Annotated in this window: 18 protein-coding genes; 10 read left to right on the top strand and 8 right to left on the bottom strand. The window is 74.6% G+C overall.

Annotation, left to right across the window (positions count from 1 at the left end; all coding sequences use genetic code 11):
* Window positions 1-423 precede the first annotated feature (423 nt).
* Complete coding sequence (locus ACIQG9_RS27045) at window positions 424-1,857, bottom strand: hypothetical protein (protein ID WP_400407719.1); 1,434 nt, start codon at window positions 1,855-1,857, stop codon at window positions 424-426.
* Between the two features lie 145 nt (window positions 1,858-2,002).
* Between ACIQG9_RS27045 and ACIQG9_RS27050 the strand changes: the two genes are divergently transcribed.
* The gene (locus tag ACIQG9_RS27050) at window positions 2,003-2,380 is read left to right on the top strand and encodes an NADH-quinone oxidoreductase subunit A (RefSeq protein WP_400407721.1); all 378 of its coding nucleotides are present in this window, start codon (window positions 2,003-2,005) and stop codon (window positions 2,378-2,380) included.
* Window positions 2,381-2,433: 53 nt separating this feature from the next.
* Here the strand turns inward: ACIQG9_RS27050 and folP are convergent, their stop codons facing one another.
* A complete protein-coding gene (folP, locus tag ACIQG9_RS27055) occupies window positions 2,434-3,303 on the bottom strand; it encodes a dihydropteroate synthase (protein WP_400407723.1) in 870 nt (289 codons plus the stop codon).
* 157 nt (window positions 3,304-3,460) lie between these two features.
* Here folP and ACIQG9_RS27060 point away from each other — a divergent pair, with 157 nt between their 5' ends.
* Genes ACIQG9_RS27060 through ACIQG9_RS27075 form a run of 4 tightly spaced genes read left to right on the top strand, consistent with a single transcriptional unit; the run spans window position 3,461 to window position 5,855 of the window.
* Entirely contained in the window at window positions 3,461-4,138 is a 678-nt protein-coding gene (locus tag ACIQG9_RS27060; RefSeq protein ID WP_400407725.1) for a DivIVA domain-containing protein, read from the top strand.
* Complete coding sequence (locus ACIQG9_RS27065; RefSeq protein ID WP_400407727.1) at window positions 4,135-4,632, top strand: SRPBCC family protein; 498 nt, start codon at window positions 4,135-4,137, stop codon at window positions 4,630-4,632. The genes ACIQG9_RS27060 and ACIQG9_RS27065 overlap by 4 nt, the downstream gene beginning before the upstream one ends.
* Before the next feature lie 45 nt (window positions 4,633-4,677).
* Window positions 4,678-5,274, top strand: a complete 597-nt coding sequence (locus tag ACIQG9_RS27070) for a DNA-3-methyladenine glycosylase I (RefSeq protein WP_400407729.1) — start codon at window positions 4,678-4,680, stop codon at window positions 5,272-5,274.
* Entirely contained in the window at window positions 5,271-5,855 is a 585-nt protein-coding gene (locus tag ACIQG9_RS27075) for a hypothetical protein (RefSeq protein WP_400407731.1), read from the top strand. The genes ACIQG9_RS27070 and ACIQG9_RS27075 overlap by 4 nt, the downstream gene beginning before the upstream one ends.
* A gap of 68 nt (window positions 5,856-5,923) precedes the next feature.
* On the opposite strand, the gene ACIQG9_RS27080 is transcribed toward ACIQG9_RS27075, so the two are convergent.
* Together ACIQG9_RS27080 and ACIQG9_RS27085 are read right to left on the bottom strand one after the other, a co-directional pair.
* Window positions 5,924-6,715 carry an enoyl-CoA hydratase/isomerase family protein gene (locus ACIQG9_RS27080; RefSeq protein ID WP_400407734.1) on the bottom strand — a complete coding sequence of 264 codons (792 nt, stop codon included), beginning with the start codon at window positions 6,713-6,715 and terminating at the stop codon, window positions 5,924-5,926.
* Window positions 6,716-6,719: 4 nt separating this feature from the next.
* Window positions 6,720-7,538, bottom strand: coding sequence for a PaaX family transcriptional regulator C-terminal domain-containing protein (locus ACIQG9_RS27085; RefSeq protein WP_400407737.1), 819 nt, complete (start codon window positions 7,536-7,538; stop codon window positions 6,720-6,722).
* A gap of 189 nt (window positions 7,539-7,727) precedes the next feature.
* Here ACIQG9_RS27085 and ACIQG9_RS27090 point away from each other — a divergent pair, with 189 nt between their 5' ends.
* Window positions 7,728-7,895, top strand: coding sequence for a DUF3117 domain-containing protein (locus ACIQG9_RS27090; RefSeq protein ID WP_007455245.1), 168 nt, complete (start codon window positions 7,728-7,730; stop codon window positions 7,893-7,895).
* A gap of 144 nt (window positions 7,896-8,039) precedes the next feature.
* Window positions 8,040-9,509, top strand: a complete 1,470-nt coding sequence (locus ACIQG9_RS27095; protein ID WP_400407739.1) for a leucyl aminopeptidase family protein — start codon at window positions 8,040-8,042, stop codon at window positions 9,507-9,509.
* Between the two features lie 45 nt (window positions 9,510-9,554).
* Here the strand turns inward: ACIQG9_RS27095 and ACIQG9_RS27100 are convergent, their stop codons facing one another.
* Window positions 9,555-10,163: an O-methyltransferase gene (locus ACIQG9_RS27100; RefSeq protein WP_400407742.1), complete on the bottom strand. Its 609-nt coding sequence runs from the start codon at window positions 10,161-10,163 to the stop codon at window positions 9,555-9,557.
* Between the two features lie 272 nt (window positions 10,164-10,435).
* On the opposite strand from ACIQG9_RS27100, the gene ACIQG9_RS27105 reads away from it, so the two are divergent.
* Window positions 10,436-11,761, top strand: coding sequence for a S1C family serine protease (locus ACIQG9_RS27105; protein ID WP_400407744.1), 1,326 nt, complete (start codon window positions 10,436-10,438; stop codon window positions 11,759-11,761).
* 73 nt (window positions 11,762-11,834) lie between these two features.
* Window positions 11,835-12,254: a preprotein translocase subunit TatB gene (locus tag ACIQG9_RS27110; RefSeq protein ID WP_400407746.1), complete on the top strand. Its 420-nt coding sequence runs from the start codon at window positions 11,835-11,837 to the stop codon at window positions 12,252-12,254.
* Between the two features lie 190 nt (window positions 12,255-12,444).
* On the opposite strand, the gene ACIQG9_RS27115 is transcribed toward ACIQG9_RS27110, so the two are convergent.
* From ACIQG9_RS27115 to ACIQG9_RS27125, 3 genes are all read right to left on the bottom strand, one after another.
* A complete protein-coding gene (locus ACIQG9_RS27115) occupies window positions 12,445-13,593 on the bottom strand; it encodes an Mrp/NBP35 family ATP-binding protein (protein ID WP_400407749.1) in 1,149 nt (382 codons plus the stop codon).
* 254 nt (window positions 13,594-13,847) lie between these two features.
* Complete coding sequence (locus ACIQG9_RS27120; protein WP_400407751.1) at window positions 13,848-14,462, bottom strand: DUF1003 domain-containing protein; 615 nt, start codon at window positions 14,460-14,462, stop codon at window positions 13,848-13,850.
* Window positions 14,455-15,741: a magnesium transporter MgtE N-terminal domain-containing protein gene (locus tag ACIQG9_RS27125; protein WP_400407753.1), complete on the bottom strand. Its 1,287-nt coding sequence runs from the start codon at window positions 15,739-15,741 to the stop codon at window positions 14,455-14,457. Before ACIQG9_RS27125 ends, ACIQG9_RS27120 begins: the two co-directional genes overlap by 8 nt.
* A gap of 33 nt (window positions 15,742-15,774) precedes the next feature.
* Here ACIQG9_RS27125 and ACIQG9_RS27130 point away from each other — a divergent pair, with 33 nt between their 5' ends.
* Complete coding sequence (locus ACIQG9_RS27130; protein WP_400407756.1) at window positions 15,775-16,644, top strand: PhzF family phenazine biosynthesis protein; 870 nt, start codon at window positions 15,775-15,777, stop codon at window positions 16,642-16,644.
* Window positions 16,645-16,704 lie beyond the last annotated feature (60 nt).

A 16,704-nucleotide genomic window follows, 5' to 3' on the forward strand; every position in this document is an offset into this window, starting at 1 on the left:
TACCCAACTGCGCCGTCTCCGACGTGAACCGATCACCGGTCAACTGCATACCATCGCCCGAATCACCAGCAAACCGGATCACCACCCGGTCCAGTTGACGGATCTGCTTGGTCACGCCTGCACCTCGCTTCGCTCAGCCCCGCCGCGCGCGCGGCTGAACATGATGGTGACCCCGCCTTGCCCGGCCACGCGACCTCCCTGGTGCGCCGCTGCGCCCGGTCCACCGGTTGGCTGGCCCGGTTCGCTGTCGTCTCTCCTCAAAGCCTACGTCCCGCGGTTAGGGCATCCTTGGTGGAGGTCCGACACCTGGGAACCGAATCGGCAGGCTTCTGTCCGGTTATGCGCCGTTTTGCGGTGGCCGCCGTAATTGAGATCACCGGATCGGGTCGCCCGGTGGATCACCTGGGCGTCCCCGCAAGGCGGTCAGTCCGTCGCGGGCGGGTCCGCCGCCGGCCCGCTCATCCGCCGCCGCAGCGAGGCGGTGGCCAGCGCGAGCGCCAGCACCACCAGCAGCCCGGAGACCGCGATCAGGACGACCGCGATCCGCTGCGCCGAGGACATCTCCCCGCCGCGGGCGGCGCGGCCGTCCGCCGCGATCACCCCCTGCGACCCGGTGGGCTGGGGGTTGCCCACCGGCGGGGTGGCCAGCGCGGCGGCGGCGGTGATCCGGAAGCTCATCTGCACCTGGCGGGCCCGTCCGCGCTCCGGGGCCAGCCGGCCCACCAGCGCCCCGGCCAGCGGTGCCTCGCGCTGGGCGTCCGGAGTGGCGGCCACCGTGAGCCGCAGTGTCTCGGTCTGCCCGGCCGGCACCGTGTCCAGGTCGCAGCGGGTGCGGGTCGGCGAGAGGGACACGCAGCCGGCCGGCGGGTTCAGCACGCTGACCCCGGCGGGCAGGACCACCTCGACCCGCCCGGCGGCGTCCACCTTGCCGGTGTTGCCCAACTGGGCCGCCAGTTCGGCGGGGCCGCCGCTGATGTCGAAGGCCACCCCGTCGGCGTCGAGCAGTATGCCCGGGACCGGCGGGCCGGGCGGGAAGAGGACCGCGAAGCCCTCGTTGTCCTGCGCGGTGTCACCGGCGTCCGGCCCGGTGGCGGTGACCCGGACCGAGCCGCTCAGCGGCATCTGCCGCCAGGCGGTGCCGTGGACCCGTACCCGGATCAGGCTGGTGAACCGCGCGCCCGGCTCGGTGGTCCACTCCCCGCAGTGCCAGCCGCCGCCGCCCGCCGCCGCGCAGCCCGGCGTCCCGGCGTCGGTGAGCCCGGCCGGCAGGGTGTACGCCAGGCGCAGCCGTTCCGGCACCGCGCCGGTGTTGGTGACGGTGACCCGCAGCGTGGTGACCGTGCTCTGGGTGCCCCAGTACCCGTCGTCGAGCGTGACGTCCCCGGTGGTGACCTGGACACCCACCCGGTCGCCGCCCTGCTGGCCGGGGTGCGGCCCGGGCGGCGGTGCCGGCCGGGTGGGCAGGGACGGCTGCGGGGCCGGGACGGTCGTCGGTGCGGTGGTGGCGACCGTCGGACCCGGTGCGCCCGGGGTGGTGCTCTGCGGTGCCGTACTGGTCGGGTCGGGCGTGGCGGTGCTCGGCGTCGGGTCCGGCGGCAGGGTCGGCGGCGCGGTGGTCGGGGCCGGCTCGGTCGCCGTCGGCGGCGTGGTCTCGTCCGTCGGATCGCCGCCCGGGTTGGTCACGTCGGTCGGGTCGGTGACCGCGGGTGCCGACCGGTTGACGGTGGGTGCCGCCGTCGCCAGTCCGGGGGCGACCCCGAGCGCGACCGCCAGCCCGGCCGCGAGTGACGCCGCGACCAGGACAGGGGTACGCCGGTCGAGGGCCCGCCGAACGGGCCGCACGTCCACGCGGGGCATCGGTCCTCCGTGACACTGGGTGAGGGTTCATTATTCGGTAACAGTTGCCAGGTGGCACTAGTCGCACCGGGAAACAAATCCGTAACGTGTTCGGCCCCCGCCCGCGCCGCCCGGACCGGCCCGGTGCCCGGTAGGCTGACCCACCGTGACCGGTTACCTGGGCTCGTACGCGACGCTCGGGCTCCTGCTGCTCGCCGCCGTGCTCTTCTTCGTCGCGGCGTTCTCGGCCAACCGGGTGTTACGCCCCAGACGACCGGCCGAGCCGTCCGGCAAGCGGGCCAGCTACGAGTGCGGTCTCGACCCGGTCGGCGGTGACTGGGCGCAGATGCAGATCCGCTACTACGTCTACGCCTACCTGTACGTGCTCTTCGCCGTCGAGGCGGTCTTCCTGTTCCCCTGGGCGGTGGTCTTCGACCGGCCCGGCTTCGGCGCGGTGACCGTCGCCGAGATGGGCGTCTTCGTGGCGATCGTGGCGCTCGGCATCCTCTACGCCTGGCGCAAGCGCATCCTCCGCTGGACCTGACCGCCAGACCAGGCCAGCCCGCGTCAGGCCAGTCCGCGTCAGGCCAGTCCGCGTCAGGCCAGCCCGCGTCGGGTCAGGGCCGGCGGCCGGTCGCCCCGCAGCGAGGCCACCATGTCGAGCACCCGGCGGGTGGGCAGCACCTGGTGGGCCCGGAACACCCGGGCGCCCAGCCAGGCCGACACCGCCGTCGCGGCCAGGGTGCCCTCCAGCCGTTCCCGCACCGGCAGGTCCAGCGTCTCGCCGATGAAGTCCTTGTTCGACAGCGCCACCAGCAGCGGCCAGCCGGTCCCGGAGAGCTCGTCCAACCGGCGGGTGATCTCCAACGAATGCCGGGTGTTCTTGCCGAAGTCGTGCGCCGGGTCGATCAGGATGCCGTCCGGGCGTACCCCCAGGGTCACCGCGCGGTCGGCGAGCCCGGTCACCGTCGCGACCACGTCGGCTACCACGTCGGTGAAGGCCGCCCGGTGCGGCCGGGTCCGGGGCGTCAGGCCGCCGGCGTGCGAGCAGACCAGCCCGGCGCCGGTCGCGGCGGCGACCCGGGCGAGCGCCGGGTCGGCCCCGGACCAGGTGTCGTTGAGCAGGTCCGCGCCGGCCGCCACCGCCTCCACGGCCACCTCGGCCCGCCAGGTGTCGATCGAGATGACCACCTCGGGGAAGGCGGCGCGGACCGCGGCGATGGTGTCCACCGTCCGGCGGATCTCCTCGGCCACGTCGACCTCGTCGCCCGGCCCGGCCTTCACCCCGCCGATGTCGATGATCTCCGCACCCTCGGCGACCGCCCGCTCCACCGCCCGCAGGGCGCTGTCCTGGGCGAAGGTGGCGCCCCGGTCGAAGAACGAGTCCGGCGTCCGGTTGACGATCGCCATCACCACCAGCTCGTCCGGGGCGAACGTCCGCCCACCGAGCCGCAGCGCGCCGGCCAATTCCGCCTCCCGCAGGTCACCGACCGGATCGCCCGGCCGGTGACGACGCTATCCGGTCGCCGGGCACCCGCCGGGGCCGGGACGGCCACCGAAAGATCGGTGACGATGCCGGTGGTTGGGGTCGCTCCGGGGGCGGTCCCCGTGCCACGATCTCTTCATGGGTCAGGTTCTGCTCGTTCTGGTCATCGCGTTGACCGTGGCCGCCGTCGTGTTCGGCGTGACGGTGCTGATCTCCGGGCGTGACGCCCTGGCGTCGGCCGAGCCGGACGGGACGGCCGTCCCGTTGCCCGGCAGCCGGCCGTTGCGGGAGTCGGACGTCGGCGCGGTCCGCTTCGACACCGGCCTGCGCGGTTACCGGATGGCCCAGGTCGACCAGGCGATGCGCCGGGCCGCCTACGACATCGGCTACAAGGCCGAGCTGATCGGGGTGCTGGAGGCGGAGGTCGCCGCGCTGCGGGAGGGGCGGACGGAGGACGCCGACGCGCTGCGCCGGACCCGCGAGGAGGCCGCCGGTGCCGCGTCCGCCGCGACGCCCGACGGCTCCCCGGTGGCTCCCGACGCCGACGGGTCGGGTCCGGCCGACACCGACCTGACGCCGGCCGAACCGGTCGGCACCGTCCGGCCGGCCGTGACCGAGCCCGCCGGGCACCCGACCGGGCCGGCCCCGCTCACCGGGACCGGCTCCGGCCCCACCGGGACGGTCTCCGCACCGACCGACGGGACGGCCGGCGCACCCACCGACGGCACCGCCGAGGCGCGGACCGACGACCCGACCGAGGCGGACCAGGAGGGCGGACGCCCCGGCAACGCGGTGGTCCGGTCGGAGTCGGTATGACCGGCCCGGACCGCGCGGAGGGGCTGGGCGAGGCGGCCCAGCGCGGTGCCGGCGAGTTCACCGCCACGGTGATCGTCGACGCCCCCGCCGAGCGGGTCTTCGCCGCGCTGACCGACTGGGAGCGGCAGTCCGACTGGATCCCGCTGACCCGGGTCCGGGTGGTCGAGGGTGACGGCGGGGAGGGCAGCCTGGTCGAGGCGGTCACCGCGCTGGGTCCGGCGGCGGTACGCGACGAGATGCGGGTGGTCCGGGTCGACGCGCCGTACGAGGTGGGCGTGGTGCACTGCGGCAGCCTGCTGCGCGGCCCCGGGGTGCTGCGCTGCACCCCGCTGGCCGACGACCGTACCCAGGTGGTCTGGCACGAGTGGTTCCACCTGCCCGGCGGGACGGCCGGCCGGGTCGCCTGGCCGCTGCTCTGGCCGGGTTCCAAGGCGAGCCTGACGCTGGCCCTGAAGCGGTTCGCCCGCCTGGTCGAGCAGGGCCGGCTGCCCTGACCCGCGCGGCGGCCGTTGTCAGCCCCCTGCCCTAGCCTGTACCGGGTGACTGACCTGGTGACCGGCCCTGACGGCCTGCCCCGCTGCGGCTGGGGCGCGAGCACCCCGGACTACGCGGCCTACCACGACACCGAGTGGGGCCGCCCGCTGCGCGGCGACGACGCGCTCTTCGAACGGCTCACCCTGGAGGCGTTCCAGTCCGGCCTGTCCTGGTTGACCATCCTCCGCAAGCGGCCGGCGTTCCGGCTGGCCTTCGACGACTTCCGGATCGAGCGGGTCGCCCGCTACGACGAGGCGGACGTGACCCGGCTGCTCGCCGACGCGGGGATCGTCCGCAACCGCGCCAAGATCGAGGCGGCGGTCGCCAACGCCCGCGCCGCCCTGGCGCTGCCCGACGGGCTCTCCGCGCTGCTCTGGTCGTACGCGCCGCCGCCCCGGCCGGCCCGGCCCGGGTCGTTCGCCCAGGTGCCCGCGTTGACCCCGGAGTCCACCGCGCTGGCCAAGGCGCTCAAGAAGCAGGGCTTCCGCTTCGTCGGCCCCACCACGGCGTACGCGCTGATGCAGGCCACCGGGATGGTCGACGACCATGTCGCGGGCTGCCACGTCGCCGCCGCCGGGGCCCGTGATGGGATGGGGGCATGACCGCGACCGACCACCGCAGCACCGGCAGCGTCGACGTCGACGGCGGGCGGGACGACGGGGCCTGGGCGGTGCTGCTCCCGGCCGGTCGGCACGACGCCGAACGCCTCGTCCACCACGACACCCTGGAGCTGGCCGCCCCGGCCGGTGCGACCGGGCCGCGCCCCGGCGACCCGGTGGCGGTGCTGGCGGATGCCCCGCCCCGGCTGGTGGCGTTGGGCCGGGTCGCCCGGCACGACGGCGGGTCGCTGCTGGTGGCGTACACCCGGCGGTCGTTCGACGCGCCGGTGCCGGTCGACCAGGTGGCGCTCACCGGGCCGGTGACCGCCCTGGACGCCGGGGTCTACCGGGAGCTGGCCGACCGGCTCGGCCCGCCGCCGCTGCGCCGTACCTGGCTGGTCAGCCTCGACCTGCCGATCGAGGCCGAGTCGCCGGCCGAGGCGGTCCGGCTCTTCTGGTCGTACGTGCAGGAGCTGGGCCCGGCCGAGCTGCCCGCGTTCGTCTCGCCCAGCGGCGACGAGCTGGCCATGCAGGCGTTCGTGCTGGGCGCCGAGGCCAACCAGGACCCGGAGGAGGACGACTAGCCGGAAGCTGACCGGGTAACCGCCGGCAGCCGGTCGGGACGGGTCGACCAGGAGCTTCCGGGCCGGGTTCAGTGCCCCTCGAAGACCGGCTTCTGCTTGGTGACGAAGGCGGCGGTGGCGGCCCGGTGGTCGGTGGTGGCCCCGCAGATCGCCTGGGCCTGCGCCTCGGCCGCGAGGGCGTCGGCGAGGGTGCCCGCGTCGGCGATGGAGAGCTGCCGCTTGATCGCCCCGTACGCGACGGTCGGTCCGGCGGCGAGCCGGGCGGCCAGTTCGTGCGCGGCCGGCAGCACCTTCTCGTCGTCGTCGACCAGCGTGTTGAGCAGGCCCAGCCGGCACGCCTCGTCGGCACCCACCGGCTCGGCGAGCATCAGCAACTCGACGGCCTTGGCGTGGCCGACCAGCCGGGGCAGCGTCCAGGAGGCACCGGTGTCGGCGGCCAGGCCCACCCCGGCGAACGCCATCAGGAACCTCGTCCTCGGCCCGCCGACCCGGAAGTCGGCGAGGAAGGCCAGCGAGGCCCCCGCTCCGGCGGCCATCCCCCGCACCGCGGCGACCACCGGCTTGGGCAGGTTGGCCAGCCGGGCGGCGATCGGGTTGTAGTGCGCCCGGACGGTGTCCAGCGGGTTCGTGGCGCCCGACTCCAGGGTCTGCACGTGCTCGCGGAGGTCCTGCCCGGCGCTGAACGAGCCGCCCGCGCCGGCCAGCACCACGGCCCGGCAGGACCGGTCGGTCTCCAACTCGGCCAGGGTGTCCCGGAGCGCCTCCTTGAGCGCCACGTCGAGGGCGTTCATCGCCGTGGGGCGGTTCAGGGTCAGGGTGACCACGGCGTCGGTGCGGTCGACGAGCAGGGGCTCGGTCACGTCTCTAACGACCCTTCTGTCGGACGGTGCGGTTGCCGGCGTCGAGGCACTGCTCGACGTACCGGTCGGCGGCCGGTCGGAGCCGGCTCGCGTGCCGGTCGAAGAAGCCGGCGGCGGCGGTGCCGGGCCAGCGTTCGGGGAGCAGCGCCGGAGGTAGCTGCGGGTCCCGGAAGAGGAAGGTACGCCACGCGTGCACCAGCCGGAACCGGGCCGCGTACGCCTCCTCGTCGCCGCTGCGCACGGTGACCCCGGCCAGCATCGGGCGCTGCTGGGCCACGAACCGCTCGTACGCCCGCCCGATCGCGCCGAGGTCCCAGGCCCGCCGGACCACGGCCATCGCCCCGGGTGTGCCGGCGGCGTGCGCGGCGGTGAACCGCTCGTAGCGCACCCCGGCCTCCTCCAGCAGCACGTCGACGTCCTCGCTGGTCCGGGTCGCCACCCAGGTGTGCTCGTCGAGGGTGCCGTAACCGAGGAAACTGAGGTTGGCGGCGAGCCGCTGCCGGTCCCGGCGGGCCGTCGGCGTGGTCAGGACCAGCAGATCGAACCGTCCGTCCCAGGTGATCCGCCCGGTGCGGTAGATCCGGGCGCCGGCCTCGTCGAGCCGCCGGGCCGCCTTCGGTGTGATCGAATATCCCGGGCCGGTGGCGAGCCGCAGCGGGTCGAGCCAGCCCTGGCGGACCATCCGGGAGACGGCGGTCCGCACCGCCGGGGGTGCGACGCCGAGGGGTGCCAGCAACCTCACCAGGGCGGCGACCGGCGCGCGCCCACCCCTCGACCGGAGGTAGTCGCCGTACAGGTCGAAGAGTGCCGACCGTGCCTGCATGACCGCACATTGTGACAGGCCTTCTCAAGATAAGCTAGATGCTGTTACATCAATGCTGCTCCGGTTTGGGTCCGGCGGTGTTCATCAGGGAAAATCGTGGTCGACGCCCCCGCGTACCTTGCGGGTGGTCATCACGAAGTGGCTGTGGGGCAACCCACCGACCCTGATGTAGGTCTGAGGGGAGACAACATGGCGGCGATGAAGCCGCGGACGGGCGACGGTCCGCTGGAAGTCACCAAGGAGGGTCGGGGCATCGTCATGCGAGTCCCGCTGGAGGGCGGTGGCCGGCTCGTCGTCGAGATGACTCCCGACGAGGCCAACGCGCTCGGTGACGCGCTCAAGGCGGCCGCCGGCTGATCGATCGACGATCCGCGCGGCGCCGCGCGGGCGGTCCGTCATGTCCCTGAGCCACCGGCGACGCCGGTGGCTCAGGGACTTCGTCTGTCACACGCGGGATGTCGAGGTCCCGCACCACGATCCTTCCCGGAGGTACGGTCCAGCGTGCTCGCCATCAGTCTCGCCGCCACCGTCGATCGGCCGGACGTCCTCGTCCTGCCCGTCCGCGCCGCCACCGAACCGGTCGGTGCCGCGCCGATGCTGGTCACCACCGCGCCACCGCTGATCGACGAGGTGCGGACCGAGGCGGCGGCGCTGCTGCCGGCCGGCCGGCTGACCGGCCGCGCCGGTGAGGCCCTGGCCCAGCTACGTCCCGGTCGTACCCCCGGCCGGCTGCTGCTGCTCGGCGTGGGCGACGGCGGCGACCGGGCCTGGCGGACGGCCGGTGCCGCCCTGGCCCGCGCCGCCGCGGATGAGACACATGTCACGCTGGCGCTGCCGGCCGACGCGACCGCCGGCCCCGTCCGGGCCCTCGTCGAGGGGCTGCTGCTCGCCTCGTACCGGTTCCGGGCGACCGACGCCGGAGAGGCTCCCGCGCTCACCGGGGTGACCCTGCTGGCCGCCGACCCGGACGCGCACCGGGACGCGGTCGAGGTCGCCCGCACCACCGCCCGGATGACCCGGCTGGCCCGGGACCTGACCAACACCCCCTCCTCGGTGAAGAACCCGCAGTGGTTCGCCGCCCAGGTCGAGTCGGCCGCCGCCGGCCAGCCCGACCTGCACCTGCGGGTACGCGGGCCGGAGGAGCTGGCGGCCGAGGGCTTCGGCGGCATCCTCGCCGTCGGCGGCGGCTCGGCCAGCGCACCCCGCCTGGTCGAACTGGACTGGCGTCCCGCCGACGCCCGCGCCCACGTCGTCCTGGTCGGCAAGGGGATCACCTTCGACACCGGCGGCATCTCGATCAAGCCGGTGCCGGCGATGAAGCTGATGCGCAAGGACATGGCCGGCGCGGCGGCGGTCGTCGCGGCCACCCTCGGCGCGGCGGCGCTGCGGCTGCCCGTCCGGGTCACCACCCTCGCCCCGCTGGCCGAGAACATGGTCAGCGGCTCCGCGTTCCGCCCCGGCGACGTCATCCGGCACTACGACGGTACGACCAGCGAGTCCACCAACTCCGACGCCGAGGGCCGGCTGGTGCTCGCCGACGCCCTGGCGTACGCCGCCCGCGAACTCCGGCCCGACCTGCTGGTCGACCTGGCCACCCTGACCGGGGCCAACGCGGTGGCGCTGGGCAAGCGGACCGGCGCGCTCTACAGCGACAACGACCAACTCGCCGCCGACCTGCTCGCCGCGGTGGACGCCGCCGGCGAGGCCGCCTGGCGGATGCCGCTCCCCGCCGACTACCTCGAACACCTCGGCAGCGACCTGGCCGACCGGCACAGCTCCCCGGACCGGGGCGCGGGCTCGGTGATGGCCGCCCTCTACCTGCGCGAGTTCACCGGCGAGCTGCGGGACCGCTGGCTGCACATCGACATGTCCGCGCCGTCCTGGGCCGACGGCGACGACGCCGAGCTGACTCGGGGCGCGACCGGCTGGGGCGTACGCGGGCTGCTGCGCTGGCTGGCGACGCTGGACTGAGCCGGCCCGTCGGGTCGGGTCGGCGGGGCGGGCGGCCTCAGCGGGTCAGCACTTCACCACGGCCAGCAGGCCGTGGCCGACCGGCAGCAGCGCCGGGATCCAGTGCTCGGACTCCCGGATCGCCTTGACGGTCTCCCGCACGGTCACCGTCTCCGCGTCCCGGGCGGCCGGGTCACCGATCCGCCCACCCGCGAAGGCGCCGTTGAGGGCGAGCACCCCGCCGGGGCGCAGCAGCCGCAGGGCGGCGTCGACGTACGCGGCGAAGCCGGTCGCCTCCGCGTCGACGAAGACCAGGTCGTACGCGCCGTCGGCGAGCCGGGGGAGCACGTCCAGCGCCCGGCCGGTGATGATCCGGGTACGCCCGGACGGGAAGCCCGCCTCGACGAAGATCCGCCGGGCGATCCGCTGGTGCTCGATCTCCAGGTCGATGGTGGTGAGCACCCCGTCGGCGCGCATGCCGCGCAGCAGCCACACCCCGCTGACGCCGGTGCCGGTGCCGATCTCCACCACCGCGCGGGCGTTGCCGGCGGCGGCGAGCAGGCGCAGGGCCGCCCCGGCTCCGGGGGTCACCGCGTCGAGGCCCACCTCCCGGGCGAGGCTGCGGGCGGTCCGCAGCACGACGTCCTCGCCGACGTACGACTCGGCGAACTGCAACGACTGCGCCGTCGGACTGCCGGAACTGGCGACCGTGGCGATGGGACACCTCCGGGCGGGTGGCGATGGTGCGAGGGGCGGGTTGGCGGTATGAGCCTAGAGGCGAGGCTCCTTCGGCGCAGCCGCGAGTCCACCCGTGGCGATCACGGCAGGGCAAGAGCTGACTCCGTCCGCCGCATCCGTGCAATCCTGGATGCGGTACCCCGTCCGCCGCGACCGCCACCCCCGGCCGCGGCTCGGGGATGCCGGGGGACGGACTGGGAGGCACCGACGTGACCGACGGCTGGGACTGGCGACGGCCCGGCGGGACTCCGGCACCGGCGGGACCGCCGGCCGGCCCGCCCCGCACGGGTCCGCCGACGGCGTCGTACGGCGCCGGGGGCGCACCGGCGTCACCCTGGTGGTCAGACGCGCTCGCCGACCCCTGGCGGGACCCGTACGCGCCGGCCGCGGTGATCCTGCCGACGATGCCCGCCGCCGGGACCGCACCCGAACCGGTCACCGACCCGGACGCGCCGGGCCGGCCGAAGCTGCGCCAGCTACTGCTCATCCCACTGGTCACCGCGCTGCTCGCCGGCACCCTGGGCGGTGCCCTCGGCTACGCCTTCGCGGTGCGCGGCGGGGTCGGGGGCGGGGTGACGCTGGGCGCGGGTCCGGCCGAGCCGCCGGCGCTGGCCCAGCGTCGACCCGACTCGCTGGCCGGGGTCGCCGAGAAGGTCCTGCCCAGCGTGGTGACCGTGCGGGTGGCCAGCCTGGGCGGCACCAGTGAGGGTTCCGGCTTCATCGTCAGCACCGACGGCTACCTGGTGACCAACGACCACGTGGTCGCCGGCGGCACCGGCCGGGCGTCGGTGACCTTCAACGACGGCAGCACCGCCCCGGCCACCGTCGTCGGCCAGGACCCGGAGTCCGACATCGCGGTGGTCAAGGTGAACCGCAAGGGGCTGCGCCCGGTCGAGTTCGGCGACTCCGAGGCGCTCGCGGTGGGCGACCCGGTGCTCGCGGTCGGCTCGCCGCTGTCCCTGGCGAACACGGTCACCGCCGGCATCATCAGTGCCCTGGACCGCACCATGCAGGCCGGGGAGCCCGGCGGCCCGGTCCGCTACTACGCCGCGATCCAGACCGACGCGGCGGTCAACCACGGCAACTCGGGTGGCCCGCTGGTCGACTCGGCCGGCCGGGTGATCGGCGTGAACTCGACGATCAAGTCGCTGGTGGCGGAGGGGCACGAGGCCGGCAACATCGGCCTCGCCTTCGCCATCCCGATCAACCAGGCGAAACGGATCACCCAGGACATCATCGGCACCGGCAGGGCCCGCCGTACGGTGATCGGCGCCGGGTTCGCCGGCACCGGCACCGCCACCACGCCCGGTGCCGGCGTACGCCTGGCGGCGGTGGAGCCGTCCGGCCCGGCCGCCGGGGCGGGGCTGCGGGCCGGGGACGTGATCCTCAAGCTCAACGGCCGGCCGATCAACGAGCCGACCGACCTGACCGCGCTGGTGCGCAAGTTCGCCCCGGGTTCGGTGGTGGCGGTGGAGTACCGGCGGGGCTCGACCCGGCGGACCGCCTCGGTGACGCTCGCCGCGGACGCGAAGTGAGGACCGGTCACCCCCTCCCGGATCGGGGCCTGACGTGCGTAGTCTTGGCCCGACGCGACGAGGAGGCCCAGCAGTGCTCGACAACCTGAACTGGTGGGAGATCGGCGTGCTGCTGCTCCTGGCACTGCTGATCTTCGGCGACCGGTTGCCCAATGTCATCACCGACGGCATGCGGATGGTGCGTAACCTGCGCAACATGGCCCGCAACGCGACCGGTGACCTGAGTCGTGAGCTGGGCACCGACATCCAGTTGGAGGACCTGCACCCGAAGGCGTTCATCCGCAAGCACCTGCTCAGCGAGGAGGACGAGCAGGCGATCCGGAAGCCGCTCCAGGGCGTGTACGACAACCTGCGCGCGGACGTGACCGGTGTGCACGAGGACCTCAAGGAGGTCGCCAACTCCGCCGACCCGCGCGCCGTCGCCCGCCAGGGCACCGCGACGGGCAGCGCGCCCGCCCCGGCCCCCCGGCCGAGCTACGACGACGCCACCTGACCGGCCCGGCCCAGCCCAGCCCGACCCGGCCCAGCCTGGTCCGGTCCCGGCCTGATCAACTCCGTTCGCGGCCGGTGGTGGTATCAGCCCAGGGCGGACACCACCGTTTGCCGGAAACGGAGTCGATCATCGTCGGCCGCGTTCCTCGTGGCGGGGTCGGCACGGCCGGCGGCCGGGAACGTCGGGGCGGTCAGCGGCCGGCGGGCTTGAGGCCCAGCGGCTTGCCGAGCAGCGACTCGCGGCGTACGGCCAGCCGGTCGGCGACCTGGTGCAGCGCCCTCGCGGCGGGGGCCTCCGGCTCGGACAGCACGATCGGGGTGCCGGCGTCGCCGCCCTCGCGCACCCGGGTGTCCATCGGGATCTGGCCCAGCAGCGGCACCTGCGCGCCGATCGTCCGGCTCAGCGACTCGGCCACCGCCTGGCCGCCACCGGCGCCGAAGACCTCCATCCGGGACCCGTCCGGCAGCTCCAGCCAGGACATGTTCTCGATGACGCCGACGACCCGCTGGTGGGTCTGCAGGGCGATCGCCCCGGCCCGCTCGGCGACCTCGGACGCCGCCGCCTGCGGCGTGGTCACCACCAGGATCTCCGCGTTGGGCAGCAGTTGGGCGACCGAGATGGCGATGTCGCCGGTGCCCGGCGGCAGGTCGAGCAGGAGGACGTCCAGCTCGCCCCAGTAGACGTCGCCGAGGAACTGCTGCAACGCCCGGTGCAGCATCGGGCCGCGCCACACCACGGCGGCGTTCCCGGGGGTGAACATGCCGATCGAGATGACCTTCACGCCGTGCGACTGCGGCGGCATGATCATGTCTTCCACCCGGGTCGGCTTGCCGTCCGCGCCGAGCATCCGGGGCACCGAGTGGCCGTAGATGTCGGCGTCGACCACGCCGACGGAGAGCCCCCGGGCGGCCAGCGCGGCGGCCAGGTTGACCGTGACGCTGGACTTGCCGACGCCGCCCTTGCCGCTGGCCACCGCGTACACCCGGGTCCGGGTGCCCGGCTGGGCGAACGGGATCACCGGCTCGTTCGCGGCGGCACCCCCGCGCAGCCTGGTCTGCAACTCCTGCCGCTGCTCCTGGCTCATCACCCCGAACTCGATCTCGACGCCCGTCACGCCGGGCACCGCGCCGACGGCGGCGGTGATATCGGTGCGCAGCTTGTCCTTCAGCGGACAGCCGGCGACGGTGAGCAGCAGCTCGACCCGGACCACGCCGTCCTCGCCGATCTCGGCGGAGCGGACCATGCCGAGGTCCGTGATGGGCCGGCGGATCTCCGGGTCGTTGACGGTGGCCAGGGCGGCCTGGATCGCGTCGGAGATGGTGCTGACGGGAGCTGACATGCGGGCAATGCTACGTCGGTGCCGGTCGGCCGCCGCCGGTGGCGGGGCCGGGTGTGAGCGAATCGATGACCCCCTCCGGGGCGTGCGCCCCGCCAGGCGAAGCCGGACGATCGGGTACGAAAAACCGCCCCGACCGCCTCGGCTTCCGGACGGCCGCCCCGACCGCCTCGGCTTCCGGACGGCCGTCCCGACCGGCTCAGCTTCCGGACGGCCACTCCGACCGGCTCAGCGTCCGGACGGCCGTCCCGATCGGCTCAGCCCTCCGGACGGCTGTCCCGGGCGGCGAAGTCGCCGTCCAGTTCGTCCCGGGGCTCGTCGAGCGGTGGTTCCCCGCCACCGGGGCGCGCGGCCTCCCGCTCCTGCTGCCGGCGCTCCAGCCGATGCCGGCGCTGCGCCGCCTCGTCCAGCTCCTCGGCGAGCCGGGCCAGCTCGGAGCGGAGGAAGTCCCGGGTGGCCACCTCGCCCATCGCGATCCGCAGCGCGGCGATCTCCCGGGCCAGGTACTCGGTGTCGGCCTTCTGCATGGTGGCCCGTCGGCGGTCCTCCTCCAGCGCCACCCGGTCCCGGTCGGCCTGCCGGTTCTGGGCCAGCAGGATCAGCGGGGCCGCGTACGACGCCTGCAACGACAGCACCAGGGTCAGGAACGTGAAGGTGTACGGGTCGAAGCGCAGGTCCGTCGGGGCCAACGTGTTCCAGGCGAACCAGAGCGTGATCACCAGGGTCATGTAGACGATGAACATCGCCGTGCCCATGCCCCGGGCGATCCCCTCGGACCACCGGCCGAACGCCTCCTGGTCGAGCCGGGGCAGCTTGACGCCCCGGGGCTCGCGCGGCTGGTCCAGCCGCTCGGCCCGCCGCTGCTCAGTCATCGGCGCCGTCCAGGCCCCCGGTGGTGGCGGCCGGGGTCGGTACGGCGTCCCGGTCCCGCCAGTCCCGGGGCAGCGAGTGGTCGAGCACGTCGTCCACGGTGACCGCCCCGACCAGCCGGTTGTTGCGGTCCACCACCGGCATCGCCACCAGGTCGTAGGTGGCCATCCGGCGGGTGATCTCCGGGAGCGGGGTGGCCGGCCGCAGCGGGTCGATGTCGTTGACCACCACCCCGCCGAGCAGGTCGGCCGGGGGCTCGCGGAGCAGCCGTTGGAAGTGCACCATGCCCAGGTAGCGGCCGGTGGGGGTGGTCATCGGGGCGCGGGTCACGAAGACCTGCGCGGCCACCGCCGGGGAGAGCTGCTCCTCCCGGATCCGGGCGAGGGCCTCGGCGACGGTGGCGTCCGGCGGCAGGATCACCGGCTCGGACGTCATCACGCTGCCCGCCGTGCCGGAGGTGTACTTCAGCAGTTGGCGGACCGGGTCGGCCTCGTCCGGCTCCATCAGGTCCAGCAGCACGTCCTGCTCCGGTGGGGGCAGCTCGTTGAGCAGGTCGGCGGCGTCGTCCGGGTCCATCTCCTCCAGCACGTCGGCGGCCCGCTCCCGGTCCAGCGCGGCGAGGATCTCCACCTGGTCGTGCTCGGGCAGTTCGCTGAGCACGTCGGCGAGGCGTTCGTCGTCCAGCGCCGCCGCCACCTCGTTGCGCCGGGCGTCGGGCAGGTCCTGGAGGGCGTTGGCCAGGTCGGCGGGGCGCATGTCCTCCAGCACGGCGAGCAGGTTGGCCGTACCCCGGTTGTCGGCGATGCCGCTGAGCCCGCGCACCCGGTCCCACTCGACCTGGTGCAGGTGGCCGCGGCGGGTCAGCCGGCTGGCCTGTTCGCGGACGGCGACCCGGGCCAGCGACCACTCGCCGCCCCGGCTGCGTTCCATGGCCACGTCGACCACCGTGCCGGGCTGGCCGGCCGGTTCGAGCTGCACCCGCCGGTCCAGCAGTTCCTGGAGGACGAGCAGCTCGTTGGGGCGTTTCTCGAACCGGCGCAGGTTGAGCGTGCCGCTGCCGAGGACGACCGCGTCCGCCTCGATGGAGGTGATCCGGTTGATGGACAGGAAGATCCGCCGCCGCATGGCCATCTCGGCCACCAGCCCCACCACCTCGGGCGGACGCTGGGTCGGCCGGAGCCGGGCCACCGCGTCGCGGACCCGCCCCACCTGGTCGCCGTTGGGGTCGAAGACGGCGACTCCGGCGAGTCGAGCGATGTAGACCCGGTTCGGCGTACTCACGGGCACCAGCCTAAGCGCCTAGTGTCTAACAACATGTCGACCTTGGCCTACGAGATCGTGGACGTCTTCACCGACCGACCGTTCGCCGGCAACCCGCTGGCCGTGGTGTTCGGCGCCGAGGCGCTGGCCACCGAACAGATGCAGGCGCTGGCGCTGGAGTTCAACCTGTCGGAGACGGTGTTCGTGCTGCCGCCGACCCAGGTCGGCGTCACCTACCGGGCCCGGATCTTCACCCCGGCCGAGGAGTTGCCCTTCGCCGGTCACCCCAGCGTGGGTGCCGCGGTGACGGCGAGCCGGCGGGGGATGTTCGATGCCGGGCCGGTCACCCAGGAGTGCCATGCCGGGGTGCTCCCGATCGAGGTGACCGGGAACGCGGCCACCCTGACCGGCGGCACCCCCACCCTCGGGCCGGAACTCGACCCCGAGCCGCTGCTGGAGATGGCCGGGCTCACCGCCGCCGACCACGCCGGCCCGGCGCCCCGGGTGGCCGGCTGCGGGCTGGAGTTCCCCTACCTGCCGGTGCACCCGGACGCGGTGGCCCGCGCCCGGGTCAACGCGGCGGCGGCACATCGGTACGGCGTGGAGCATGTCAGCGTCTTCTCCTGGGACGCCGACGCGCAAACCGCGCACGCCCGGGTCTTCGTGCCGGGGATGGGGGTGCCCGAGGACCCGGCCACCGGTTCGGCGGCCCTGGGGCTGGGTGTCTGGCTGGTCGCCAGCGGCCTGCTCCCCGGCGAGGGCCGTTCGACGTACGCCGTCCGGCAGGGCGCCGAGATCCGCCGCCCGTCCGCGCTGGCCTGCACAGTGACCGCCGAGGGCGGGGCGGCGGTCGGGGCGACCGTGGCCGGTCAGGTGATGCCGGTGGCACGGGGCGAGATCATGATCCCGCCTTTCGTCGGCTGAACCCCGGCGTCGGGGTGCCCACCGACCGGCGGGTACGAGAGGATGCCGGTGTGACGGACG

The organism is Micromonospora sp. NPDC092111, assembly GCF_044755745.1.
Classification (GTDB): Bacteria; Actinomycetota; Actinomycetes; order Mycobacteriales; family Micromonosporaceae; genus Micromonospora.